25 protein-coding genes are annotated in these 22,772 nt (G+C 68.4%); 16 read left to right on the forward strand and 9 right to left on the reverse strand.

What is annotated here, in order from left to right; all coding sequences use genetic code 11:
* Positions 1-19 precede the first annotated feature (19 nt).
* Positions 20-283, reverse strand: a complete 264-nt coding sequence (locus tag LZ605_RS12075; protein WP_249841863.1) for a DUF2007 domain-containing protein — start codon at positions 281-283, stop codon at positions 20-22.
* Between the two features lie 237 nt (positions 284-520).
* On the opposite strand from LZ605_RS12075, the gene LZ605_RS12080 reads away from it, so the two are divergent.
* From LZ605_RS12080 to LZ605_RS12105, 6 genes are all read left to right on the forward strand, one after another.
* Positions 521-2,269: a glutamine--tRNA ligase/YqeY domain fusion protein gene (locus tag LZ605_RS12080; protein WP_249841864.1), complete on the forward strand. Its 1,749-nt coding sequence runs from the start codon at positions 521-523 to the stop codon at positions 2,267-2,269.
* 43 nt (positions 2,270-2,312) lie between these two features.
* Complete coding sequence (locus LZ605_RS12085) at positions 2,313-2,966, forward strand: hypothetical protein (RefSeq protein ID WP_249841865.1); 654 nt, start codon at positions 2,313-2,315, stop codon at positions 2,964-2,966.
* A 48-nt stretch (positions 2,967-3,014) separates the two neighbouring features.
* Positions 3,015-3,737, forward strand: coding sequence for a DUF6348 family protein (locus LZ605_RS12090; protein ID WP_249841866.1), 723 nt, complete (start codon positions 3,015-3,017; stop codon positions 3,735-3,737).
* Positions 3,738-3,833: 96 nt separating this feature from the next.
* A complete protein-coding gene (locus LZ605_RS12095; protein WP_107229912.1) occupies positions 3,834-4,394 on the forward strand; it encodes a nucleoside deaminase in 561 nt (186 codons plus the stop codon).
* Positions 4,378-5,445 (forward strand): 23S rRNA (cytidine(2498)-2'-O)-methyltransferase RlmM, encoded by a 1,068-nt coding sequence (rlmM, locus tag LZ605_RS12100; protein ID WP_249841867.1) that lies wholly within the window; start codon positions 4,378-4,380, stop codon positions 5,443-5,445. The genes LZ605_RS12095 and rlmM overlap by 17 nt, the downstream gene beginning before the upstream one ends.
* Positions 5,446-5,494: 49 nt before the next feature.
* On the forward strand, positions 5,495-5,890 hold the full coding sequence (locus LZ605_RS12105) for an EF-hand domain-containing protein (RefSeq protein WP_249841868.1): 396 nt from the start codon (positions 5,495-5,497) through the stop codon (positions 5,888-5,890).
* Positions 5,891-6,014: 124 nt separating this feature from the next.
* On the opposite strand, the gene LZ605_RS12110 is transcribed toward LZ605_RS12105, so the two are convergent.
* Complete coding sequence (locus tag LZ605_RS12110) at positions 6,015-7,196, reverse strand: UbiH/UbiF family hydroxylase (protein ID WP_249841869.1); 1,182 nt, start codon at positions 7,194-7,196, stop codon at positions 6,015-6,017.
* Entirely contained in the window at positions 7,193-8,401 is a 1,209-nt protein-coding gene (gene ubiH, locus LZ605_RS12115; RefSeq protein ID WP_249841870.1) for a 2-octaprenyl-6-methoxyphenyl hydroxylase, read from the reverse strand. The genes LZ605_RS12110 and ubiH overlap by 4 nt, the downstream gene beginning before the upstream one ends.
* Before the next feature lie 107 nt (positions 8,402-8,508).
* Between ubiH and LZ605_RS12120 the strand changes: the two genes are divergently transcribed.
* From LZ605_RS12120 to LZ605_RS12165, 10 genes are all read left to right on the forward strand, one after another.
* A complete protein-coding gene (locus LZ605_RS12120) occupies positions 8,509-9,093 on the forward strand; it encodes a hypothetical protein (RefSeq protein WP_107229907.1) in 585 nt (194 codons plus the stop codon).
* A gap of 8 nt (positions 9,094-9,101) precedes the next feature.
* Entirely contained in the window at positions 9,102-9,656 is a 555-nt protein-coding gene (locus LZ605_RS12125; protein WP_249841871.1) for a cob(I)yrinic acid a,c-diamide adenosyltransferase, read from the forward strand.
* 9 nt (positions 9,657-9,665) lie between these two features.
* Complete coding sequence (locus tag LZ605_RS12130; protein ID WP_249841872.1) at positions 9,666-10,604, forward strand: histone deacetylase family protein; 939 nt, start codon at positions 9,666-9,668, stop codon at positions 10,602-10,604.
* An 89-nt stretch (positions 10,605-10,693) separates the two neighbouring features.
* Entirely contained in the window at positions 10,694-13,174 is a 2,481-nt protein-coding gene (lptD, locus tag LZ605_RS12135) for an LPS-assembly protein LptD (protein WP_249841873.1), read from the forward strand.
* Entirely contained in the window at positions 13,171-14,517 is a 1,347-nt protein-coding gene (locus tag LZ605_RS12140) for a peptidylprolyl isomerase (protein ID WP_249841874.1), read from the forward strand. Before lptD ends, LZ605_RS12140 begins: the two co-directional genes overlap by 4 nt.
* Positions 14,518-14,520: 3 nt before the next feature.
* Positions 14,521-15,501, forward strand: a complete 981-nt coding sequence (gene pdxA, locus LZ605_RS12145; RefSeq protein WP_249841875.1) for a 4-hydroxythreonine-4-phosphate dehydrogenase PdxA — start codon at positions 14,521-14,523, stop codon at positions 15,499-15,501.
* Complete coding sequence (gene rsmA / locus LZ605_RS12150; RefSeq protein ID WP_249841876.1) at positions 15,498-16,301, forward strand: 16S rRNA (adenine(1518)-N(6)/adenine(1519)-N(6))-dimethyltransferase RsmA; 804 nt, start codon at positions 15,498-15,500, stop codon at positions 16,299-16,301. The genes pdxA and rsmA overlap by 4 nt, the downstream gene beginning before the upstream one ends.
* A 13-nt stretch (positions 16,302-16,314) precedes the next feature.
* The gene (gene apaG, locus LZ605_RS12155) at positions 16,315-16,698 is read left to right on the forward strand and encodes a Co2+/Mg2+ efflux protein ApaG (protein ID WP_249841877.1); all 384 of its coding nucleotides are present in this window, start codon (positions 16,315-16,317) and stop codon (positions 16,696-16,698) included.
* 15 nt (positions 16,699-16,713) lie between these two features.
* The gene (locus tag LZ605_RS12160; RefSeq protein WP_249841878.1) at positions 16,714-17,739 is read left to right on the forward strand and encodes a symmetrical bis(5'-nucleosyl)-tetraphosphatase; all 1,026 of its coding nucleotides are present in this window, start codon (positions 16,714-16,716) and stop codon (positions 17,737-17,739) included.
* Positions 17,736-18,380, forward strand: a complete 645-nt coding sequence (locus LZ605_RS12165) for a DUF1287 domain-containing protein (RefSeq protein WP_249841879.1) — start codon at positions 17,736-17,738, stop codon at positions 18,378-18,380. The genes LZ605_RS12160 and LZ605_RS12165 overlap by 4 nt, the downstream gene beginning before the upstream one ends.
* Before the next feature lie 100 nt (positions 18,381-18,480).
* Here the strand turns inward: LZ605_RS12165 and LZ605_RS12170 are convergent, their stop codons facing one another.
* The 6 genes from LZ605_RS12170 to LZ605_RS12195 form a co-directional block, all read right to left on the reverse strand.
* Positions 18,481-18,972 (reverse strand): dihydrofolate reductase, encoded by a 492-nt coding sequence (locus tag LZ605_RS12170; RefSeq protein ID WP_249844906.1) that lies wholly within the window; start codon positions 18,970-18,972, stop codon positions 18,481-18,483.
* Positions 18,973-18,977: 5 nt separating this feature from the next.
* The gene (locus tag LZ605_RS12175) at positions 18,978-19,772 is read right to left on the reverse strand and encodes a thymidylate synthase (protein ID WP_249841880.1); all 795 of its coding nucleotides are present in this window, start codon (positions 19,770-19,772) and stop codon (positions 18,978-18,980) included.
* Positions 19,769-20,662, reverse strand: a complete 894-nt coding sequence (lgt, locus tag LZ605_RS12180) for a prolipoprotein diacylglyceryl transferase (RefSeq protein ID WP_249841881.1) — start codon at positions 20,660-20,662, stop codon at positions 19,769-19,771. The genes LZ605_RS12175 and lgt overlap by 4 nt, the downstream gene beginning before the upstream one ends.
* 95 nt (positions 20,663-20,757) lie before the next feature.
* Positions 20,758-21,252 carry a TPM domain-containing protein gene (locus tag LZ605_RS12185; protein ID WP_249841882.1) on the reverse strand — a complete coding sequence of 165 codons (495 nt, stop codon included), beginning with the start codon at positions 21,250-21,252 and terminating at the stop codon, positions 20,758-20,760.
* Positions 21,252-22,139: a TPM domain-containing protein gene (locus tag LZ605_RS12190; protein ID WP_249841883.1), complete on the reverse strand. Its 888-nt coding sequence runs from the start codon at positions 22,137-22,139 to the stop codon at positions 21,252-21,254. The genes LZ605_RS12185 and LZ605_RS12190 overlap by 1 nt, the downstream gene beginning before the upstream one ends.
* A gap of 3 nt (positions 22,140-22,142) precedes the next feature.
* On the reverse strand, positions 22,143-22,763 hold the full coding sequence (locus tag LZ605_RS12195) for a LemA family protein (RefSeq protein WP_249841884.1): 621 nt from the start codon (positions 22,761-22,763) through the stop codon (positions 22,143-22,145).
* Positions 22,764-22,772: the final 9 nt, after the last annotated feature.

The following is a 22,772-nucleotide window of genomic DNA, read 5'->3' on the forward strand; positions in this document are numbered from 1 at the left end:
TACCCAACATGATGCGCTCCTACGCCGGCAGTCCGGCAATGTCATCTGCATCGGAGATGGGGTCGGACGGGGCCGGGCCCAAGTCCAGCGCGGCCACGATGTCCTCGGCCTGCGGGCGCGCGGCATCGGGGATGCCGACCCGCAGCACGCCGAACAGCGGCAGCTCGCCCATGCCGCCCAGCAGCGACTCGCCGAACACGAAGGCGGGAATGCCGGCATCTTCCAGCGCGTGCTTGACCAGGTGGGCGTCGAACAGGTTGTCGGCCTTGTACACGATGTGCATGCGGCGGCTCCGTGGGACAGGGGTCCAGCATACGCCTGGGGGCTGAATGCCGGGTGCGTTCTGCCGGCCAGCGGCCGGCACTACCCATCTCCGCGTCAATCCACAATCCGGCGGCCGGCAACCGCAGAAGGTGGGGGGTAGTGCTGGCCGCTGGCCGGCAGCCCCCTGGCCCACCGGGCAGCTCCGCCCGGTACGCGCTAGACTGTTGGTCTTTCTGCCCTTTTTCGCCCCAGACTCATGTCCGAGCACACCCCCGCCAGCCCCGAGACCCCCGCCGACAGCCACGAGAAGCGCGATTTCATCCGCCAGATCGTGCGCGAGGACCTGGCCAGCGGAAAGCACCAGGCGATCAAGACCCGCTTCCCGCCCGAGCCGAACGGCTACCTGCACATCGGCCACGCCAAGTCGATCTGCCTGAATTTCGGCATTGCCGGCGAGTTCAGCGGTGTCTGCAACCTGCGTTTCGACGACACCAACCCGGCCAAGGAAGACCCGGAATACGTGGCCGCGATCCAGGACGACGTGCGCTGGCTGGGCTTTGAGTGGAACGAGCTGCGCCACGCTTCGGACTACTTCCAGACCTATTACCTGGCCGCCGAGAAGCTGATCGAACAGGGCAAGGCCTATGTCTGCGACCTCTCGGCCGAGGAAGTGCGCGCCTACCGCGGCACCCTGACCGAGCCGGGCCGACCGTCGCCGTGGCGCGACCGCAGCGTCGAGGAAAATCTCGACCTGTTCCGCCGCATGCGCGCCGGTGAATTCCCGGATGGCGCGCGCACCCTGCGCGCGAAGATCGACATGGCCAGTGGCAACATCAACCTGCGCGATCCGGCGCTGTACCGCATCAAGCACGTCGAGCACCAGAACACCGGCAACGCGTGGCCGATCTACCCGATGTACGACTTCGCCCATGCACTGGGTGATTCGATCGAAGGCATCACCCACTCGCTGTGCACGCTGGAATTCGAAGACCACCGCCCGCTGTACGACTGGTGCGTGGACAACGTCGATTTCGCCCATGACGACGCGCTGACCCAGCCGCTGGTCGATGCCGGCCTGCCGCGCGAAGCGGCCAAGCCGCGCCAGATCGAGTTCTCGCGCCTGAACATCAACTACACGGTGATGAGCAAGCGCAAGCTGATGGCGCTGGTCACCGAACAGCTGGTGGACGGCTGGGAAGACCCGCGCATGCCGACCCTGCAGGGCCTGCGTCGCCGTGGCTACACCCCGGCGGCGATGCGCCTGTTCGCCGAGCGCGTGGGCATCAGCAAGCAGAATTCGCTGATCGACTTCAGCGTGCTGGAAGGCGCGCTGCGCGAAGACCTGGACAGCGCCGCACCGCGCCGCATGGCGGTAGTCGACCCGGTCAAGCTGGTGCTGACCAATCTGCCCGAAGGCCACGCAGAGCAGCTGACCTTCAGCAACCACCCCAAGGACGAGAGCTTCGGCAGCCGCGAAGTGCCGTTCGCGCGCGAGGTGTGGATCGACCGCGAGGACTTCGCCGAAGTGCCCCCGAAGGGTTGGAAGCGCCTGGTGCCGGGCGGCGAAGTGCGCCTGCGTGGCGCCGGCATCATCCGCTGCGATGAAGTGGTCAAGGATGCCGACGGCACCATCACCGAGCTGCGCGGCTGGCTGGATCCGGAATCGCGTCCTGGCATGGAAGGCGCCAACCGCAAGGTCAAGGGCACCATCCACTGGGTCAGCGCCGCGCATGGCGTGCCGGCTGAGATCCGCCTGTACGACCGCCTGTTCTCGGTGCCGAACCCGGACGACGAATCGGAAGGCAAGACCTACCGCGACTACCTCAACCCGGAATCGCGCCGCACCGTCACCGGTTACGTCGAGCCGGCCGCGGCCAGCGCTGCCCCGGAACAGTCGTTCCAGTTCGAGCGCACCGGCTACTTTGTCGCCGACCGCCGCGACCACACCGAAGCCAAGCCGGTGTTCAACCGCAGCGTGACCCTGCGCGACACCTGGTCGGCCTGAGCAACGGCGCGGGCGCCCGCACGGCGCCCGCTCGACCGCGACGATGATCACCGCCCTGTCCGCCCTGCTCTGGTTCATCTCGCAGCATCCGCTGCTGACGTTCTTTGCAGCAATGATGCTGGCCGGGCTGGTCTCGTGGTGGCGGCGTTCACCGGTCTACGCCATCGTGGTATTCCCGCTGGCGATGCTCAACATCTTCCTCGGCAGCTTCCTCAACGCCACCTTCCTCAATGCGGTGGGCGAGCGCGGAGTGGCGGTGATCGTCAAGGCCGAGGAAACCAACTCCACGCTCAACGAACAGTACATCTGGCGTTACGAAGCGGTGTTGCGCACCGCCGAGGGCCGCGACGTGGAGGTGGTGTTCCATACCAATACCGCCGCGATGTGGCCGCTGGAGAACACGATCCGCATCCCGGCGCAGGACCAGCCATTCGTGGTGAAGTACACCCCGGGTTTCCCGCGCAACTTCGTCATCCTCACCAACGAATCTCCGCACGGCATCGCCCAGGCCCGTGCCAGCGCACGCGAGCGGGTGGAGGTGGCGGCGCGCAAACTGCACTTCAGCCCGGGCAATACCGATTTCCGTGCGGACTATCGCCGCGAACTACAGACCTGGCTGCGCGACCAGGGCGATGATCCGCAGCAACAGACGGACGCGCAGCGGTATCGCGCAGAACTCGACGCGCTCGACCGCTAGCCCCAGGCCCGGCCTGGATGCCCCATTCCATCCATCCACAGGCCCGACATGACCACCGGCTCCATCGCCCTTCTCCCGCTGCTGCAGCAGGTGCTGCAGGAAGACGGCATCGCCTGCCGCGTCGACGGCAGCGCACTGCAGCTGGACAGCGGCCTGCGCCTGACCCCGCATGCGATGGCGGCCCAGGCGCGCGACAACGGCGGCTGGCAGACCTCCACGGTCATCGAGATCCAGCATCCCGTACTGTTCGCCGATGGCCTGTTCGAGTACCAGCACGCCAACGGTGCCGATGAGCAGGCGTCGCTGCTGTCCGGGCTGCAGACCTGGGTGCGGGTGGACCTGGCGACCCTGCAGACCGCGGTCGGCGCCGCCGATGCGCAGGGCCTGCCGATGATGGGCCTGACCTATCCGGCCGGCGACGAAGGCGAGGAACTGCAGCGCACCGTGGTGCTGGGGCCGCTGGCGCATTACCGCGCACAGGAGGTGGATGCCTCCACCTGCCGCGAGGATGACCACGGCTCCTGCCCCTGCTGTCTGTTCACCAGGAGCATGGACGCCTTCGACGACCTGCTGAAGGCGCGCCCGTTTCTGGCCATCCGCCTGTTCGCCTCGCGCGACGCCGAGGGCCAGTGCGAGGCCGATTGCCGGGTCAACGGCCATGACTTCGCTGCCGCGCTGCCGCTGCTGCGCGCCTACGCCGCCAGCTGGCCGCAGGCCGGCCTGGAGTTCCGCAAGCAGTACGTGGTGATCCGCACCGGCGCGCCCGCCTGATCCCGCCCACACCCGGTACAGGCCGGTGCGGCTACACTGCGCGCCGGTTTCCCAAGCAACCGCACTTTCTTCCATCCCACACGAGGCACCCCCGCGATGCTGTACGCGCAAGTCCACCTGACCCTTCCCGCCTGGATCCACGACCAGATCGACCTGGATCGTCGATATCCAGGCGATGAGGCCAAGGTCGCACTGGCGATCGAGCTGTCGCGACTGAATGTCGAGCACGCCAGTGGCGGCCCGTTCGGCGCGGTGGTGTTCGGGCCGGATGACAAGGTCATCGCCGCCGGTGTAAACCGGGTGATGCCGCATGCGACATCGCTGGCGCACGCCGAAAACATGGCCTACATGCTGGCCCAGCAGCGCCTGCAGACCCCGCGCCTGAACGCGGTGCTGTCGCCGGTCACCCTGGCCACCAGCTCGCAGCCGTGCTGCCAGTGCTATGGCGCCACCGTGTGGGCCGGCATCGACCGCCTGCTGATCGGCGCCAGCTCGGCCGACGTCGAGGAACTGACCCCGTTCGACGAAGGCCCGCTGCCGGCCGACTGGGTCGGCGAACTCAACAAGCGCGGCATCGAAGTGGTGCAGGGCCTGAACCGCGACGCCGCACGCAGCGTGCTGCGCGCCTATGGGGAAAGCGATGGCGCCCGTTACTGAGGCCGGCATCGGCCTGCTGTGCCTGTGCCGGCAGGGCTTCGAGCCCGAGCTGGCCGGCGAGCTGCAGTTCCGCGCCGGTGAAGCCGGTTTCGCCGGTTATGCGCGCACCCAGCGCAATGACGGCTACGTGCTGTTCATGTGCGACGAGGCGGCTGCACTGGCACCACGCCTGCGTTGGCGCGAGCTGATCTTCGCGCGGCAGAAGCTGGTGGTGCTGGCCGAATTGCCGCAGCTGGACCCGGCCGACCGCATCAGCCCGATGCTCGAGGTGCTGGCCGATGCGCCGCGCTTCGGTGACCTGTGGGTGGAACACCCGGACTCGGACGCCGGCAAGCCGCTGTCCGGGCTGGCCCGCGCGTTCGGCAACGCACTGCGCCCGGCGCTGCGCAAGGCCGGCAAGCTGACCGACAAGGCGAACAACCGCCTGCCACGCCTGCACGTGGTGTTCGTTGACGGCACCCACGCCTTCGTCTGCGTCGCCGACCCGGCCGACAGCGCGCCGTGGGCACTGGGCATTCCGCGCCTGAAGCTGCTGCCCGAAGCGCCCTCGCGTTCGGCGCTGAAGCTGGACGAAGCGCTGCTGACCCTGCTGACGCCGGAGGAGCGCGAAGCGCTGGTGAAGCCCGGCATGCGCGCGGCCGACCTCGGTGCCGCGCCCGGTGGGTGGACCTGGGTGCTGACCCGCCAGCACATGCAGGTGCTGAGCATCGACAATGGCCCGCTGCGCCAGCACGTGCTGGATACCGGCCTGGTCGAGCACCTGCGCGCCGATGGTTTCCACTGGCACCCGGAGCAGCCGCTGGACTGGATGGTCTGCGACATGGTCGAGCAGCCGCGCCGCGTGGCCGAGCGCATGGCCACCTGGTTCCGCGAAGGCTGGTGCCGCCACGCGATCTTCAACCTGAAACTGCCGATGAAGAAGCGCTGGGACGAGACCCGGCTGTGCCTGGACCTGTTCCAGGATCAGGCCGGCAAGCCGCTGGTGGTGCGTGCCAAGCAGCTGTACCACGACCGCGAAGAGATCACCGTACTGGCTTCGCCGCTGCGTTGAACCCATTGCATACGCCGGGCGTGGCCCGGCGCTACCGGGGAACGGAACCATGCGATACCACTCGCTCACCCTGCTGATCACCTTGCTGGCAGCCACCCCGGCGATGGCCCAGCAGCTGCCGCACACGCCGGCCCAGAGCCAACCACTCGGCCCGACCGGTGGCGCGATCCGCCAGCAGCCGCTGGATGCTGGCCGGGTCACCGGCAGCGTGCAGATCGCACAGCCGGTCGGCGAGGCGCAGGTGACCGTGCGCTCGCTGGAACCGAGCAGCGTGCTCGGCCAGTACCGCATCCGCTTCAACGACCTGGACGTGGATGGCGATGGCTTCATCAGCCGCCAGGAAGCGCAGGCCAACCCGGCGCTGGCCGACGAATTCAACGCGCTGGACCGCCAGCACCGCGGCAAGCTCGACCGCGCCGACCTGGCCGGTTGGCTGGTCGATTGAAAAGGGGACGGAGCCCGCTCTGGGTAGGTGCCAACCTTGGTTGGCACAATGTCGGAGGCGTGCCAACCAAGGTTGGCACCTACCAGAGCACTACGCTGCGCTTGGTAGCACGCCAGCGATCCGGTTACACGCCGGCGGCGCGCTTCCAGAATGCCTGCACCAGCGGTGGCCACTTGCCCACGCAGCCCAATGCGCGACCACGGGCCAGGGTCAGGTGCATCTCATCATTGGAAAACAATCGATTGATCGCGTCGAAGCTGTATGCGGCAATCTGGTTGTCGCTGCGCCGTTCGCGCGCCCAGCGCTGCAGGCGCTGCGGCGACAGGCGCGGCTGGCCGCGGCGTTCGGCCGACGGCGCCAGCCACATCTGCAGGGCGGCCACATCACGCAGGCCCAGGTTCACGCCCTGCCCGGCCAGCGGATGCACCACATGCGCCGCATCGCCGAGTGCCAGCACGCGGCCGGCCACATAGTGCCGGGCCAGCTGCCGGCGCAGCGGGAACGCCGCACGCGGCGAGACCAGCCGCAGTTCGCCCAGGCGCGCGGCGAAGGCACGGGTCAGTTCGCGATTGAACGCGGCGTCGTCCAGCGCCAGCACGCGTGCGGCTTCATCTTCGGGCAGGGTCCAGACGATCGAGCTGCGGCGCTCGGCCACCGGCAGCAACGCCAGCGGCCCGCTCGGCAGGAAGCGCTGCCAGGCCGTGGCCTGGTTGGGAAGCTCGCTGTCGACGTAGGCCACCACGCCACGCTGGTGGTAATCGTGATTTTCAACCTCGATCCCGGCCAGCTGGCGCAGGGTCGATTCGGCGCCGTCGGCCGCCACGGCCAGTCCCGCGTCCAGGCGGCGGCCATCGTCCAGGCGCAGGCGCACGCCGTCCTCATCCTGTTCCAGCGCTTCCACCCGCGCCGGGCAGTGCAACTGCACGCCGGCCGCTGGCAGTGCCGCCCACAGGCGATCCTGCAGCAGGCCGTTCTCGACGATGTAACCCAGCTGGCGACGGCCGAAGCGATCGGCGTCGAACAGCAGATCCTCGCCACCGGCGGCATCCCACACCTGCATGCGCCGGTACGGCCAGGCACGGGCCTGGGCGATGCCCGGCCATACGCCCAGGCGCTCCAGCAACTGCACGTTGTCAGCGGCGAAGGCGAATACCCGCAGGTCCGGCTGCGTGGCCTGCCACGCTGCCGGCTCGCGCCCTTCGACCAGCGCTACGGAGAGCCCGGCGTCGGCCAGCGCCAAGGCACAGGCCGCACCGACCACGCCGCCGCCCACGACGGCCACATCCAGGCGCCCGCGGCGGCTCATGCGGCTTCTCCCCGACACAGGCGCGGCACCTCGCCGCGGAAGCCCATCGCACCACCGACCAGCATCGACTGCACCGACGCGCGCTGTGCGGCCACCAGGCCAAGACTGCGCAACGGCCGCATCAACGGCGCCGGGTTGCTGGTCAACCGCGCCAAACCTCCGGAGAAGGCCACCGTCTGCCGGCGGTCTTCCTCGCGACGGGCGGCATAGGCCTGCAGCAGCGCCTCACTGCCGGCATCATCGCCGCCCTCTTCGAGCAGTTCGGCCAGGGTCAGCGCGTCGCGCAGGCCCAGGTTGAAGCCCTGCGCGCCCAGCGGATGAATGGTCTGTGCGGCATTGCCGAGCAGCACCGCGCGTTCCCCGACCAGCGCGCGTGCCAGCACCTGGATGAGCGGATAGGCACTGCGCGGGCCGGAGTCGAGCAGGCGGCCGGCACGCCAGCCGATCGCCGCCTGCAGGCGCTGCAGCCACGCCGCATCGTCCAGCGCCATCACGGTCTCGGCCTGATCACGGGCCACGCCATGCACGGTACCGAAATGGCGGTCGCCGCGTGGCAGCAGGGCGGTCGGGCCGGTGTCGGTGAAGCGTTCCCAGGCGGTGCCATCCGGTGCGCGCTGGCTGCGCACTCGCGCCACAAACAGGGTCTGCTGGAAATCATGCCGGTCGACCTCGATGCCCAGTGCACCACGCACACCGCTGGTAGTACCGTCGGCCCCCACCACCAGCCGCGCCAGCAGCACGCGTTCGCCGGCCTCGTCGGCCACCCGCACCTGACGGTAGCCGTCGACCACCTCGCCCAGGCCCAGGAAGCGCATCGGCCGGTAACGGCGCAGGCGCGGCAGTTCCTGCAAGCGTGCTTCCAGTGCCTGGCCGAAATCGCGTGCCACCACCACCTGGCCGAACCACGGCCGGTCATAGTCGGCCGCATCAAGCTGCACCCGTCCAAAGTCGCCGGCACGGCTGACATGGATGCGACGGATCGGGCCCGGTGCCATGGCCAGCTTCTGCATCACCCCCAGCGCGGTCAGCGCGTTGACGGTGGCTGCGGCGAAGCTGAGGTTGCGCTGGTCGAACACCACCGGCAGCTCGCCGGCCGGGCTGGCCTCGAGCAGGCCTACATCGCGCCCCAGGCGGTCCAGGGCAATGGCCAGGCTGGCGCCGACCAGGCCGCCGCCGACGATCAACACGTCATGTCGTTCACTCATGGCGTGGATGATACGCGCTCGCCCCCCCGGCAGCCCCACCGCACCCACCTGCGCCGACCGGCGTGGCGGGCTAGAATGAAAGCTGAATCCGCTCCGGGCCCGCCCCCATGTCCGACACCGCCAACCGCGCTTTCGTCCTGTCCGTGCTCGTTTTGTTGCTGGCGGCGACCCGGGTCAACCACTTCGCGGCCATCCCCGACGCATCCTGGGCGGTGTTCTTCATCGGTGGCTTCTACCTGGCGCGCTGGACGCGCTGGGCGTTCCCGCTGCTGATGGTGTTTGCAGTGCTGGTGGACTGGATCGTGATCCGCAGCAGCGGCCTGGATTTCTGGCAGCACTACTGCGTATCGCCCGGTTACTGGCTGCTGCTGCCGGCGTACTTCTCGCTGTGGGCCGGTGGCCTGCTGCTCGGCCGCAACTACCAGGGTGCACGCTGGCCGGTGCTGGCCAAGGGTGCGCTGCTGCTGGTGGCCTCGGTGGCGCTCTGCCATCTGCTGGCGCAGGGCGGCTTCTACTGGACCACGCGCAACGTGGCCGAACCGACGCTGGCCGGCTGGGCACAGAACTATGCACAGTGGTTCGGCCCTTACCTGCGCACCACCGCGATCTATGTGGCGCTGGCCGCGGCGCTGCAGCTGGCGGTGGAGCAGGTGCTGAAGCTCCAGCAGGCCCGCCGCGACATCCATCACTGAGCCGCGCCATGGGCCACCGCCTCTCGCGCATCTATACCCGCACCGGCGACGACGGCAGCACCGGCCTCGGCGACGGCCGCCGCGTGGCCAAGGATGACGCCCGTGTCGCCTCCTATGGCACCGTTGACGAGGCCAACGCCGCGCTGGGGCTGCTGCTGGCCACGACGCTGCCCGACGATGTGCGGGCGCTGCTGGTGCATCTGCAGCACCAGCTGTTCGACCTGGGTGCGGAGCTGTGCATCCCCGGCCATGCCGCGATCCACGCTGCCGACGTCTCGGCGCTGGAGCAGCAGCTGGACCACTACAACGCCGGCCTGCCGATGCTGAAGGAGTTCATCCTGCCGGCCGGCGGCGAGGCCGCCGCACGCTGCCATCTGGCGCGCACCATCGTGCGCCGCGCCGAGCGCGAGACCGTTGCCCTGGCCCGCCACGAAAGCGTGCGCAGCGAGGCCCTGCAGTACCTCAACCGGCTGTCGGACCTGCTGTTCGTGCTGGCCCGGGTACTGGCCCGTGCCGACGGCCACGGCGAGGTGCTGTGGCAGCCCCAGCCGCGTACGCGCTGAGTCGGCACGATGCTGGTCTTCACCCATCCCGCCTGCCTGCTGCACGACCCCGGCCCGGGCCACCCGGAATGCCCGCAACGCCTGCAGTCCGTGCTCGATGCACTGCAGGCCGCCTTCCCGGGCCAGCTGGACTGGCGCGAAGCACCGCCGGCCAAGTTCGGTGAACTCAGCCGCGTCCACGACAGTGCCCTGCTCGACTTCGTGCTGCAGCCGCAGACCGCGCCGCTGCGCCAGCTGGACATGGACACCTGGACCTCGCCGGGTTCGGCCAGTGCCGCCGTGCATGCGGCCGGCGCCGGTGTGGCCGCCGTCGATGCGGTGATGCTGGGCGAGGATCCGCTGGCCTTCTGCGCGGTGCGGCCGCCGGGCCATCACGCCACCAGCAGCACCGCCATGGGCTTCTGCCTGCTCAACAACATCGCCATCGCGGCCGCCTATGCGCGCGATCGCCATGGCCTGGAGCGGATCGCGGTGGTCGACTTCGACGTGCACCACGGCAACGGTACCCAGGACATCTTCCAGCACGACGCCCGGGTCTCGTACTACAGCACCCACCAGGCCGGCCTGTTCCCCAATTCCGGCCTGCGCCGCGACCGCGGTGCCGGCAATCTGATGAACATCCTGCTGCCTCCGGGCAGTGGCGGTTTCCGCTTCCGCAATGTCTGGGCCGACGAGATGCTGCCGGCCATCGACGACTTCCGACCGCAGCTGCTGCTGATCTCGGCCGGCTTCGATGCCCATCTGCGCGATCCACAGGCCGACCTGATGCTGGAAACCGACGATTTCGCCTGGATCAGCGCTGAACTTCACGCGCTGGCACGGCGCCACGCGGCCGGCCGGGTGGTGTCGATGCTGGAGGGCGGATACGACCTGCAGGCCCTAGCCGAGTGCAGCGTCGCCCATGTCCGGGCCCTGATGTCACCGGCCCGGGGCGCCCCCGCCGGATGAACCCGAACCGGTGCGACGCGGCCTCCTTCATTGCCCCTATGCAAGGGATGGGGCAAGCTACCGTCCGTTTTCGCCCGAATCCGAACCGCGTGCGCCGAGCCCTCCGCCTGCTTCCCCTGCCTCTGAGCATCGCCATCTGCCTGCCGGCAATGGCCGATGAAAAGCCGCTCAACTGGGGCCTGTGCCCGGCCACCGACGTCATTCCCGCGTTTTCTGATGCGCCCACCCCGGTCCCGGGGCAGGACAAGGCCGCCGCCAGCGCCGCGCGCGAGCAGCAGCCCACCGACATCGAAGGCGACCAGCTGCTCGGCACCACCACCGTGCCGCAGTACGAGGGCAACGTGGCGCTGCGCCGGGGCGACCAGTTCGTCGGTACCGACAAGCTCAGCTTCGACACCGAGTCCGGCAACTACATCGCCGACGGCAATGTCCGCTACCAGGACTCCTCGATCCGCATGGTCGCCAAGCGCGCCGAGGGCAACCAGGAAAGCGACACCCACAAGATCACCGACATCAAGTACCAGCTGGTCTCGCGCCGCGGCAACGGCGATGCCGAGTCGGTGGACCTGCAGGGTGCGGTCGGGCAGATGCACCGCTCCACCTACACCACCTGCGACCCGTCGCAGCCGGTGTGGAAGCTGTCGGCGCCGCAGATCGAAGTGGACAACGACGAAGGCTTCGGCACCGCCCGCAACGCCGTGCTGCGCATCGGCAAGGTGCCGGTGCTGTGGGCGCCGTACTTCAAGTTCCCGATCGATGACCGCCGCAAGACCGGCCTGCTGTTCCCGCAGCTGGGCATGTCCGGGCGCAACGGTTTCGACTACGCGCAGCCGATCTACTTCAATCTGGCGCCGAACTACGACGACACCCTGACCCCGCGCTACATGAGCCGGCGCGGCCTGATGCTCGACAACGAGTTCCGCTACCTCTACAACGGTGGCCGCGGCGAACTGCTGACCGCCTTCATGCCCAACGACAAGCTGCGCGACCGTGACCGCGGCCGGGTGATGTTCAGTGGCTACCACAACGTGGACGAGCACTGGCAGGCGCGCGCCAGCCTGGCCTGGGTCAGCGACGAGCGCTATGTCGAGGACTTCGCCAACCGCCTGGTCGGTGTGACCGCCTCCAACCTGCAGAGCACCGTGGGCCTGTACGGCACGGGCACGAACTGGACGGCCGGCATCATGGCCGACCGCTGGCAGCTGACCGACTACACGCTTGACGAGAATGCCCTGCCCTACAACCGCCAGCCGCGGGTGTATTTCAACTGGGACAAGCCGATCAGGCCGTGGCTGGAAACCGGACTGTACGCCGAAGCGGTGAGATTCACCCACGACGACGTGAACCTCAAGTACGGTACCGATGCGGGCCCCGACCTGCAGTACACCCGTACCGGCCAGACCGTGCGCGCCTATGGCGGCTCGCGCCTTGACGTCAAGCCTTACGTGTCCTTCCCCATCAGCGGCGCGGCCTGGTACATCACCCCGACGCTGGCGTACCGCTACACGGCCTACCAGCTGGACCGTGGCCTGGCCGACAGGATACGCAGCACCGTGCTGACCTCGGAGGGCGTGGACGTGGCCACCGCCACCCCGGAACAGCTGCGCGGCAACACCTCGCCCAGCCGCAGCCTGCCGATCGGCAGCATCGACGCCGGCCTGTTCTTCGACCGCGAGACGAGCATTGGCGGCAAGTCGTTCCTGCAGACCCTGGAGCCGCGCCTGTTCTACCTGCGCACGCCGTACCGCAACCAGGACGACCTGCCGATCTTCGACACCCGCGACTTCACCTTCAGCTGGGGTCAGCTGTTCCGCGACTCGCGCTACACCGGTGCCGACCGCCAGAACGATGCCAACCAGCTGACCCTGGCCCTGGGCACCCGCTTCATCGACCAGACCACCGGCAAGGAGCGGTTCTCGGCCGCGATCGGCCAGATCCAGTACTTCGACGAGTCGCGGGTGACCGTCACCCCCGGCGGTGCGCCGGTGGAAAAGGGCAAGTCGGCCTGGATCGCCGACGGCAACTACATGATCAACGACCGCTGGACGTTGGGCGCCACCTACCAGTGGGACCCCAAGTACAAGCGCGAGGATCTGGCCAGCGTCCGTGCCCGCTACCTGATGCCCAACGATGGCGTGGTCAACCTGAGCTACCGCTACCGCATCAACTCCGGTGCCCCGGCCAACGCCAACAAGCATGACCGGACCCTGCTGGAACAGGCCGACCTGTCGTTCCTGTACCCGCTGAATGCGCGCTGGAGCCTGGTCGGCCGCTACTACTACTCCCTGCAGGACAAGGAACCGCTGGAAATCATCGCCGGCGTGCAGTGGGACAGCTGCTGCCTGGCCGTGCGCGCGGTCGCCCGCCGCTACGTGCGCAACCGCGAGGGCGAGATGAACAACGCCATCCAGCTGGAGTTCGTGCTCAAGGGCCTGAGCTCTCTCGGCCAGGACACGGACCGTACCCTGCGCCGTGCTATCCTCGGCTATAACCGCGACGACCTCTATCTGGTGCCGCCGAGCAACACCGGGGCGACCCGGGACGACTACGATCCGAACCTGATCCCATGACCAAGCGCTTCCCCGTTCTTCTCGCCTCACTGCTGGCGGTGTCCAGCGTGTCCGCCCCCCTGCAGGTGCTTGCCCAGCAGGCGCAGCCGCTTGACCGCATCGCCGCCGTCGTCGATGAGGACGTGATCCTGCAGAGCGAACTCCAGCGCGCGATCGCCAACATCAAGGCCCAGTACGTCGGCCGTGAAAACCAGCTGCCGCCGGAAGACGTGCTCAGCCGCCAGGTGCTTGAGCGCCTGGTGCTGGTCAAGCTGCAGGTGGCGCGCGCCCAGGGCAGCGGCATCCGCATCAGCGACCAGGAGCTGAACCAGGCGATGAATGCCATCGCCCAGCAGAATGGTTCCAATCTGGACGCCCTGCGCCAGCGCCTGGCCCATGACGGCGTGGATTTCAATGATTTCCGTGCCTCGGTCCGCGACGAGATCACCGTGCAGCGCCTGCGCCAGAGCTTCGCGCAGAGCCGCATCAGCGTCAGCGAGGGCGAAGTCGATGCCGCGCTGAAGCAGCAGGCCACCGTCGGCAACCAGTACCACCTGGCGCACATCCTGGTGGCCCTGCCCGACGGCGCCAATGCCGACCAGATCGCCACCGGCCAGAAAAAGGCCGACGGCGTGAAGGCCCTGCTCGACAAGGGCGAGCTGGACTTCAACGCCGCCGCCGTGCGCTATTCGGACAGCCCCAACGCGCTGGAAGGCGGCGACCTGGGCTGGCGCACCCTGGATGAAATTCCGCAGGCCTTCGCCCAGCTGATGGAGAAGATGAAGGCCGGCGACGTGGTCGGCCCGATCCGTGGCCCCAGCGGCTTCCAGCTGCTGAAACTGGTGGAAGTGCGTGATGCCAGCGCAGCCGCCGCCGGCGAGCACACCGTCACCGAGTATCACGGTCGCCATATCCTGGTGCGCGTGGACGATAACCAGACCGACGCCGCTGCCAAGGCCAAGATCGACACCCTGCGTGCACGCATCGCCGGCGGTGCCGACTTCCAGACCGTGGCCAAGGAGTCCTCCGAGGACAACAACAGCAAGGGCCAGGGCGGTGACCTGGGCTGGTTCCCGGCCGACGCGTTCGGTCCGGCCTTCGGCCAGCAGGTGGGTGGCCTGCAGGACGGTGGCGTCAGCCAGCCGTTCCGCACCGACGCCGGTTGGCACATCGTGCAGCGCGTGGCCACCCGCCAGACCGACGTGACTACCGACAACCAGCGCGCGCAGGTCCGCGAGACCATCGGCCGCCGCAAGCTGGAAGACGAGTACAACCGCTTCCTGCAGGAACTGCGTGGCGAAGCGTACGTCAGCTTCCGCAGCGGCGACCGCGCGGAAAACACCGCCACGCCGCCGCAGTCCTGACCGATGCGCCCCGAGCTCGCGCTGGTACCGGGCGAGCCCGCCGGGATCGGCCCGGAACTGTGTGTCCGCCTTGTCCAGCAGCCGCGTGAAGATTGCCGGCTGCTGGCGTTCGCCGACCCGGACACCCTGCGCGCGGCCGCTGCCGCGCTGAACCTGCCCCTGCAACTGCTGCCCGAAGACGCCGAAGCCCGCGTCCCCGGCGATCTGCGCCTGCGCGTGGTGGCCAATGCCGTGCCCAGCCGTTTCGGCCAGGCCGACCCGGCCAACGCCGGCGCGGTCATCGGCGCCCTGCTCGGCGCCGGGCAGGCCTGCCTGTCCGGGGAGCTGCACGGCGTGGTCACCGGGCCGGTGCACAAGGCGGTCATCAACGACGGCGGCATTGCCTACAGCGGCACCACCGAACTGCTGGCCGACCAGGCCGGGGTCAAGGTGGTGATGATGCTGGCCAACAGCATCGTGCGCGTGGCCCTGGCCACCACCCACCTGCCGCTGCGCGATGTGGCCGATGCCATCACCGTGCACGGCCTGGAACATACCCTGCGCACCGTGCATGCCGCGCTGCGCCGTGAGTTCGGCCTGCCGGCACCGCGTATCGCCGTGCTTGGCCTGAACCCGCATGCCGGAGAAGACGGCCACCTGGGCCGTGAGGAGCTGGACCTGATCATCCCGTTGCTGCAGCGCCTGCGCGCCGAAGGCATGGAGCTGATCGGCCCGCTGCCGGCCGACACCGCGTTCCTGCCAGCCAAGCTGGCCGGTTTCGACACCGTGCTGGCGATGTACCACGACCAGGGCCTGCCGGTGCTGAAGTATTCCGGCTTCGAGCAGGCGGTGAACCTGACCCTGGGCCTGCCCTACCCGCGTGTGGCGGTGGACCATGGCACCGCCCTGGACCTGGCCGGGCGCGGCATTGCCGACCCCTCCAGCCTGCAGGCGGCGACGGCGCTGTGTGCGCAGCTGGCGCGGCAACGTACACTGAGCGCATGAATTCCCCGCATTCCCCCTCCGGCCCGGTGTTTACCGCCCCGGCCAAGAAGCAGCTTGGCCAGCATTTCCTGGCCGATCGCCACTACATCGACAAGATCGTGATGGCGGTCAATCCGAAAGAAGGCGATCGCCTGGTTGAAATCGGCCCCGGCCAGGGCGCGATCACGCTGCCGCTGCTGCGCGTGCATCCGCAACTGACGGTGATCGAGTTCGACCGCGACCTGATCGCGCCGCTGACCGCCGCCGCCGAGCCGCTGGGCGAGCTGATCATCGTCCACCGCGACGTGCTGCGCGTGGATTTCACCGAGCTGGCCGCCGGCCAGCCGATCCGCCTGGTCGGCAACCTGCCCTACAACATCTCCTCGCCGATCCTGTTCCATGCGCTGGAGCACGCCGCGGTGATCCGCGACATGCACTTCATGCTGCAGAAGGAAGTGGTCGACCGCATGGCCGCCGGCCCGGGCAGCAAGGTCTATGGCCGCCTCAGCGTGATGCTGCAGGCGTACTGCCAGGTGACCTCATTGTTCGTGGTACCGCCGGGCGCGTTCCGGCCGCCGCCGAAGGTCGACTCGGCCGTGGTACGGCTGGTACCGCGCGACCCGGCCACGATCAACATCCACGACCACAAGCGCTTCGCCGAGGTGGTCAAGGCCGCGTTCGGGCAGCGCCGCAAGACCCTGCGCAACGCGCTCAACAACGTGGTCTCCGCCGAGCAGTTCGTTGCCGCCGGCGTGCGTCCCGATGCCCGCGCCGAACAGCTGGAAGTGGCCGAATTCATCGCTTTGGCCAATGCCTCCTGATTACACTGCCGGTATGGAAGACGCTGACGTTTACGCCATCTCCGTCGAAGTCGCGCCGCGCTTCCTCGACGATCAATCCGCGCCGGAAGACGGCCGCTATGCGTTCGCCTATACGATCCGCATCCACAACCAGGGACAGGTCGCCGCGCGCCTGGTCGCACGCCACTGGCGCATCACCGATGCCAACGGTCGCGTCGAGCATGTCGATGGTGATGGCGTGATCGGCGAGCAGCCGCGACTGCGCCCCGGTGAAGACTTCCGTTACACGTCCGGTGTCATGCTGGGGACCGATCACGGCACCATGCAGGGGCATTACGACATGGTCGCTGACGATGGCACCGAATTCGCCGCGCCGGTCGCACCGTTCGTGCTGGCCGTGCCGCGTACCCTGCACTGACACGGAGGCCGAACGATGAGTGTGTGGGCGATCGGCGACCTGCAGGGCTGCTATGACGTCACCCAGCGATTGCTGGAGAAGATCCGCTTCGACCCGGCGCAGGACACCCTGTGGTTCTGCGGCGATCTGGTCAACCGTGGCGGCCAGTCGCTGGAAACGTTGCGGCTGGTGCACTCGCTGCGCGAGCACAGCGTGGTGGTGCTGGGCAATCATGATCTTTCGCTGCTGGCCGTCGGTGCACGCACCGAAGAGGAACAGCGCAAGGTCAATCCGGACCTGCTGCGCATCGTGCAGGCCGAAGACCGCGACGAACTGCTGGATTGGCTGCGCCTGCAGAAGCTGGTGCACGTGGACCGTGAGCTGGGCTGGATGATGGTGCATGCCGGCCTGGCGCCGAAGTGGACCACGCAGATGGCCGAGAAGCATGCCGCCGAAGTGGAAGTGCAGCTGCACGGCGCCGGCTACCGCAAGCTGTTCCGCAACATGTACGGCGACAAGCCGAGCTGGGCGCCGAACCTGTCCGGCTATGACCGCTCGCGGGCGATCATCAACGTGCTCACCCGCATGCGTTACTGCACGCCGCGCGGGCGTATCGGCATCGAGGACAAGGGCACGCCGGGCACCCAGGAACAGGGGTTGTATCCCTGGTTCGAAGTTCCGGGCCGGGTCGAGCGCGACCTCAAGGTCGTCTGCGGCCACTGGTCGGCCCTGGGCCTGACCATTACCCAGGGCGTGCACGCCATCGATACCGGCGCGGTGTGGGGCGGCAAGCTGACCGCACTGCAGCTGGACACCGACGAACTGCGCGTGGTGCAGGTGCCGGGCCGCGATGTGCCGGCACCGGTGCCCAACGCCCGCCCGCCGGCGCGCCCTGCGCACGAGCGGCCGTCTGCGGCGCCGCAGGGCAAGGAACACGGCGGCGGCAACACGCCCGCGGCCAACCCGGGCAACCGTGGACCGCGTCGCCGCCGCCGTCGAGGCGGGGGTGGCGGGGGTGGCTCCACTGGCCCCGGCAACAACGGCGCCCCGCCGCAGGCATGATGCGCGCGGGCCGGGCACCAGGGACGGTGCTGCTGCTGACGCTGGCCATCGCCAGCGGCTGCCAGCCTGCTCCGCCTCCCTTCCCCGGCACAGCGCAGAGCGAAGACCGCCGCCCGGCGCAGCAGGCTGCATCGCAGCCGCTGGTGGCCGCCGCGCGTGCGCAGATCGGCGTCACCACCCGCTACGACCCGGCCTACCGGGTGCTGGCCTACCCCGGCGGCGACGTGCCGGCCGATCGTGGGGTCTGCACCGACGTGGTGGTGCGAGCACTGCGCAGCCAAGGCCTGGACCTGCAGGCCCGCGTGCATGAGGACATGCGCGACGACTTCAGCGCCTATCCAGCGATCTGGGGCCTGTCACGGCCGGACCGCAACATCGACCATCGGCGCGTGCCGAACCTGATGCGCTGGTTTGAGCGGCAGGGGTGGCAGCAGCCAATCACTGCCGCTGCCGCCGACTACGCGGCGGGCGACATCGTCGCCTGGAAGCTCAACGGCAATGGCCTGCTGCATGTGGGCATCGTCTCCGACCGCCGCCTGGCCGATGGCACGCCGCTGGTGCTGCACAACATCGCGCGCGGCACGCGCGAAGAGAACCTGATGTTCCAGCACGCCATCATCGGCCATTACCGGATGCCGTGAACGTTACAACGCCCGGCTTTGTAGAGCCGAGCCATGCTCGGCTACGACATGTGTCAACCAACAGCAGCCGAGCATGGCTCGGCTCTACAGGAAACCGCGATCAGCGGCGCACGTAGTGTACGAAGCGGAACGCGTAGGCGTGTCGTTCGTCGGCCGGGTGCGGCTCGCTGCTCACTTCCTGCCAGTCCTGCGCATCCATTTCAGGGAAATGCGTGTCAGCCGGCACCTCCGCGTCGACCCAGGTCAGGTACAGGTCGCTGGCCTGGTCGAGCAACTGGTGGAATATCTCGCCGCCACCGATGATGCACAGCTCACTGGCGCCCTCGCCTTCGGCAATCGCCTTGGCCTCCTCCAGCGACGTCACCGCGCGCATGCCTTCGAACGGCACCTGACCGCTGCGGGTGAGCACCAGGTTGGTCCGCCCCGGCAGCACGCGGCCGATCGATTCGGCGGTCTTGCGCCCCATCAGGATCGGCTTGCCCAGGGTGAGCGCCTTGAAGTGCTTGAAATCATCCGGCAGGTGCCAGGGCATGGTGTTGCCCTGGCCGATGCCACGGTTGCGGTCCAGCGCCACGATCATCGACAGCTTCATCGCGCTCACACCGCCACCGGCGCCTTGATGGCCGGATGCGGGTCGTAGCCGTCGATGCGGATGTCGTCGAACTGGAAACCGAACAGATCGGTCACTTCGGGGTTCAACCACAGCTTGGGCAGCGCACGCGGTTCACGCGACAACTGCTCGCGGGCCTGCTCGAAATGGTTGGAGTACAGATGCGCATCGCCCAGCGTATGCACGAAATCCCCCACGCCCAGGCCGGTGGCCTGCGCCACCATGTGGGTCAGCAGCGCGTAGCTGGCGATGTTGAACGGCACGCCGAGGAAGATGTCGCCACTGCGCTGGTACAGCTGGCAGCTGAGCTTGCCGTCCACCACATAGAACTGGAACAGGTTGTGGCACGGCATCAGCGCCATCTGCGGGAGCTCGCCCACGTTCCAGGCGCTGACCACCAGCCGCCGCGAATCGGGGTTGCGCTTGATCTCGTCCACCAGCCACTGCATCTGGTCGATCGCGCCGCCATCAGCAGTGGCCCAGCTGCGCCACTGCTTGCCGTACACCGGGCCGAGATCGCCGTTGGCGTCGGCCCACTCGTCCCAGATCCGCACCTGGTTGTCCTTCAGGTAACCGATATTGGTGTCGCCCTTCAGGAACCACAGCAGCTCGTGGATGATCGAGCGCAGGTGCAGCTTCTTGGTGGTGACCAGCGGGAAGCCTTCGTTGAGGTTGAAGCGCATCTGCCAGCCGAACACGCTGCGGGTGCCGGTGCCGGTGCGATCACTCTTCTCCGCGCCGTGTTCGAGCACATGCGAGAGCAGGTCCAGGTAGGGCTTCATGCCTTGCCCTCGGCGGCCACCGGCGGCTGCGGCTGCGGCTGCAGCACCGGCGCACGGCGCGACATCACCAGCAGCACCAGGCCGAAGGCGATCAGCGGCAGGCTCAGGATCTGGCCACGGGTCAGCCAGTCGAACGCGACGTAGACACCGTTGTCGGGCATGCGCACGAACTCCACCGCGAAGCGGAACAGGCCGTACATCAGCGCGAACAGGCCACCGACGAGGTAGCGATGGCGCGGCTTTGCCGACACCGCCCACAGCACCACGAACATCACCAGCCCCTCCAGGAATGCTTCATACAGCTGGGAGGGATGACGGGCGAACGGGTTCAGCGCGCCGCTGGCGAACTGCGCCTGCAGCGTCGCGTGATCGAGCTGGTTCAGCGGCGCCGGCAGGCCGGACGGGAACACCACGCCCCACGTGCCATCGGTGTACTTGCCCCACAGCTCGGCGCCGATGAAGTTGCCGATGCGGCCGAACCCCAGGCCCAGCGGCACCAGCGGCGCCATGAAATCCATGGTGTCGAAGAAATGCAGCTTGTGCTTGCGCGACCACCACCAGCAGGCACCAAGCACGCCCAGCAGGCCGCCGTGGAAGCTCATGCCGCCATCCCACACCTTGAACAGCAGCAGCGGGTTGTGCAGGAAATCGCCGAGCGCGTAGAACAGCATGTAGCCGATGCGTCCGCCCAGCACCACGCCCAGCATGGCGTAGAACAGCAGGTCGGAGAAGCCGTTGGCATCGACGCCCGGCAGGCGCCCGTCGGCGATGCGCTTGCGGCCCAGCAGCCAGGCGGCGGTGAAGCCGAGCAGGTACATGATGCCGTACCAATGCACCTTGATCGGCCCCAGCGAGAGGGCGATGGGGTCGATGTCGTGGAAATAGATCATGGAAGACGCCTGGCAGGAGTACGGACATTTTAGCGTCCCGGCCCGGCCCCGGGCCGGCATCGGCACGGGTCGGCCCGCACATCGCAGAACGGGGTTCAGCCCAGGATCTGCGGGGTGTCCGGCAACGCGTCATCCTCGGACCGCGCCGCGGCCGGAAAGTGCCCTTCAATCAGGCTCGACACCTCATCGATGGCCCCCTGCAGCGCCGCCACCGGATTGGCCCCGCGCAGGCCCTCGCGCAGATGGGTGCAGACCCGCTGCCATTGCGCCGGGCTGACCCGTCCGTGCAGGCCACGGTCGGCCACGATCTCGATGGCGTGGTCGGCCAGCAGCAGGTAGATCAGCACGCCATTGTTATGGGCGGTATCCCAGGTGCGCAGGCGGGCGAAGGCCTGCTCGGCGGCCTGGCGCGGGGTGACCCGCTGCCACAGCGCGTCCAGCGGCAGGTCGGCCTCCACCGCGAACATCACCTGCCCGCCATGGCGCTGCTCACCGGCGGCGATGGCCTCGGTGATCGCCTGCAGCGTGGCCGGCGGGAACGCCCGCCGTACCGAGGGCGAGAACACATGGCGACACAGACGTTGGATCATCACCAGCCTCCCGAAGCACCGCCGCCGCCGGAGCGGCCACCGCCGCCGCCCCAGCCACCGCCGCCACCGAATCCCCCCCCGCCGCCAAAGCCGCCTCCGCCGCCCCAGCTGCCCCCGCCCCAGCCGCCGCCACCGGCAAAGCGGCCCGGGTGGCCGGACAGCATCGCCACGATCAGGCCTACGATGCCCGCCAGGCCACTGGCCAGCAGGGTGGAGGTGAACAGGAACGCCGCCAGTGCTGCACCGGCACCACCCAGCAGGCCACGCAGCGGTCGCGGTACGCGCGAGAACACGCCGCGCAGGATGCTGCCGGCGAACACGCCGATGAACAGCGCCAGGAACCAGGTATCGCCGCCACCCTCGGGCTCGCGGCCACGCTGGCTGCTGACCGGCGCAGGCAGTGCTTCACCGTCGACGATCTTCACCAGCACTGCAGTGGCATCGGTGATGCCACCGGCGTAGTCACCGGCGCGGAAACGCGGCACCAGATATTCCTGGATGACACGGTTGGCGATGGCGTCGGGGATCGCCCCTTCCAGGCCGTAGCCCGGTTCGATGCGCACGCGCCGGTCGTCCTTGGCCACCACCAGCAGCACACCGTCATCCACGCCCTTGCGGCCGATCTGCCATTGGTCGAAGACGCGGGTGGTGTACTGCGCGATGTCTTCCGGTTGAGTCGTGGGTACCACCAGCACCTGCAGCTGGCTGCCCTTGCGCTGCTGGAGGTCCAGCGCCTGCTGTACCAGCGCCTGCTTCTGCGTGGCATCCAGCGTGCCGGTGGTATCGACCACCGGCGAATCCAGCGCCGGAATCGGCGCCAGCGGCTGCGCCTGCGACGCCAGCGGCAGCCACAGCAGCAGGGCCAACAGCGCAGTGGCCAGGCGCATGGGTCAGTGACCCGGCTGCGGGGCCGGCTGCTGCTGCGGTGCGTTGCCGAAATCGACCGCCGGCGCGTTGGAGATCTGCGCTTCGTTCTCCACGGCGAAGTTCGGCTTGGTCTTGTAGCCGAAGATCTTGGCGGTGATCACCTGCGGGAACGAGCGGATGTAGGTGTTGTAGTCCTGCACCTGCTGGATGTAGCGGCCACGGGCGACGGTGATGCGGTTTTCGGTGCCTTCCAGCTGCGCCTGCAGGTCGCGGAAATTCTGGTCCGACTTCAGCACCGGGTAGTTCTCGGTGACCACCAGCAGCCGCGACAGCGCACTGCCGAGCTCGCCCTGTGCCTGCTGGAACTGCTTGAGCGAGGCTTCGTCATCGGCGTTGACATTGATCTGGCCGACGCGCGAACGGGCGTTGGTGACTTCGGTCAGCACGCGCTCTTCCTGGCTGGCGAAGCCCTTCACGGTCTGCACCAGGTTGGGCACCAGATCGGCACGGCGCTTGTACTGGTTGAGCACTTCGGACCAGCTGGCCTTGACCGCCTCATCCTTCTGCTGGATGGCGTTGTAGCCGCAGCCGGACAACAGGGAGGCCAGCAGCATCAGGGGCAGGACACGGGTGAACAGGCGCATGGCGGAGGT

It is taken from the genome of Stenotrophomonas maltophilia (assembly GCF_023518235.1).
Classification (GTDB): domain Bacteria; phylum Pseudomonadota; class Gammaproteobacteria; order Xanthomonadales; family Xanthomonadaceae; genus Stenotrophomonas.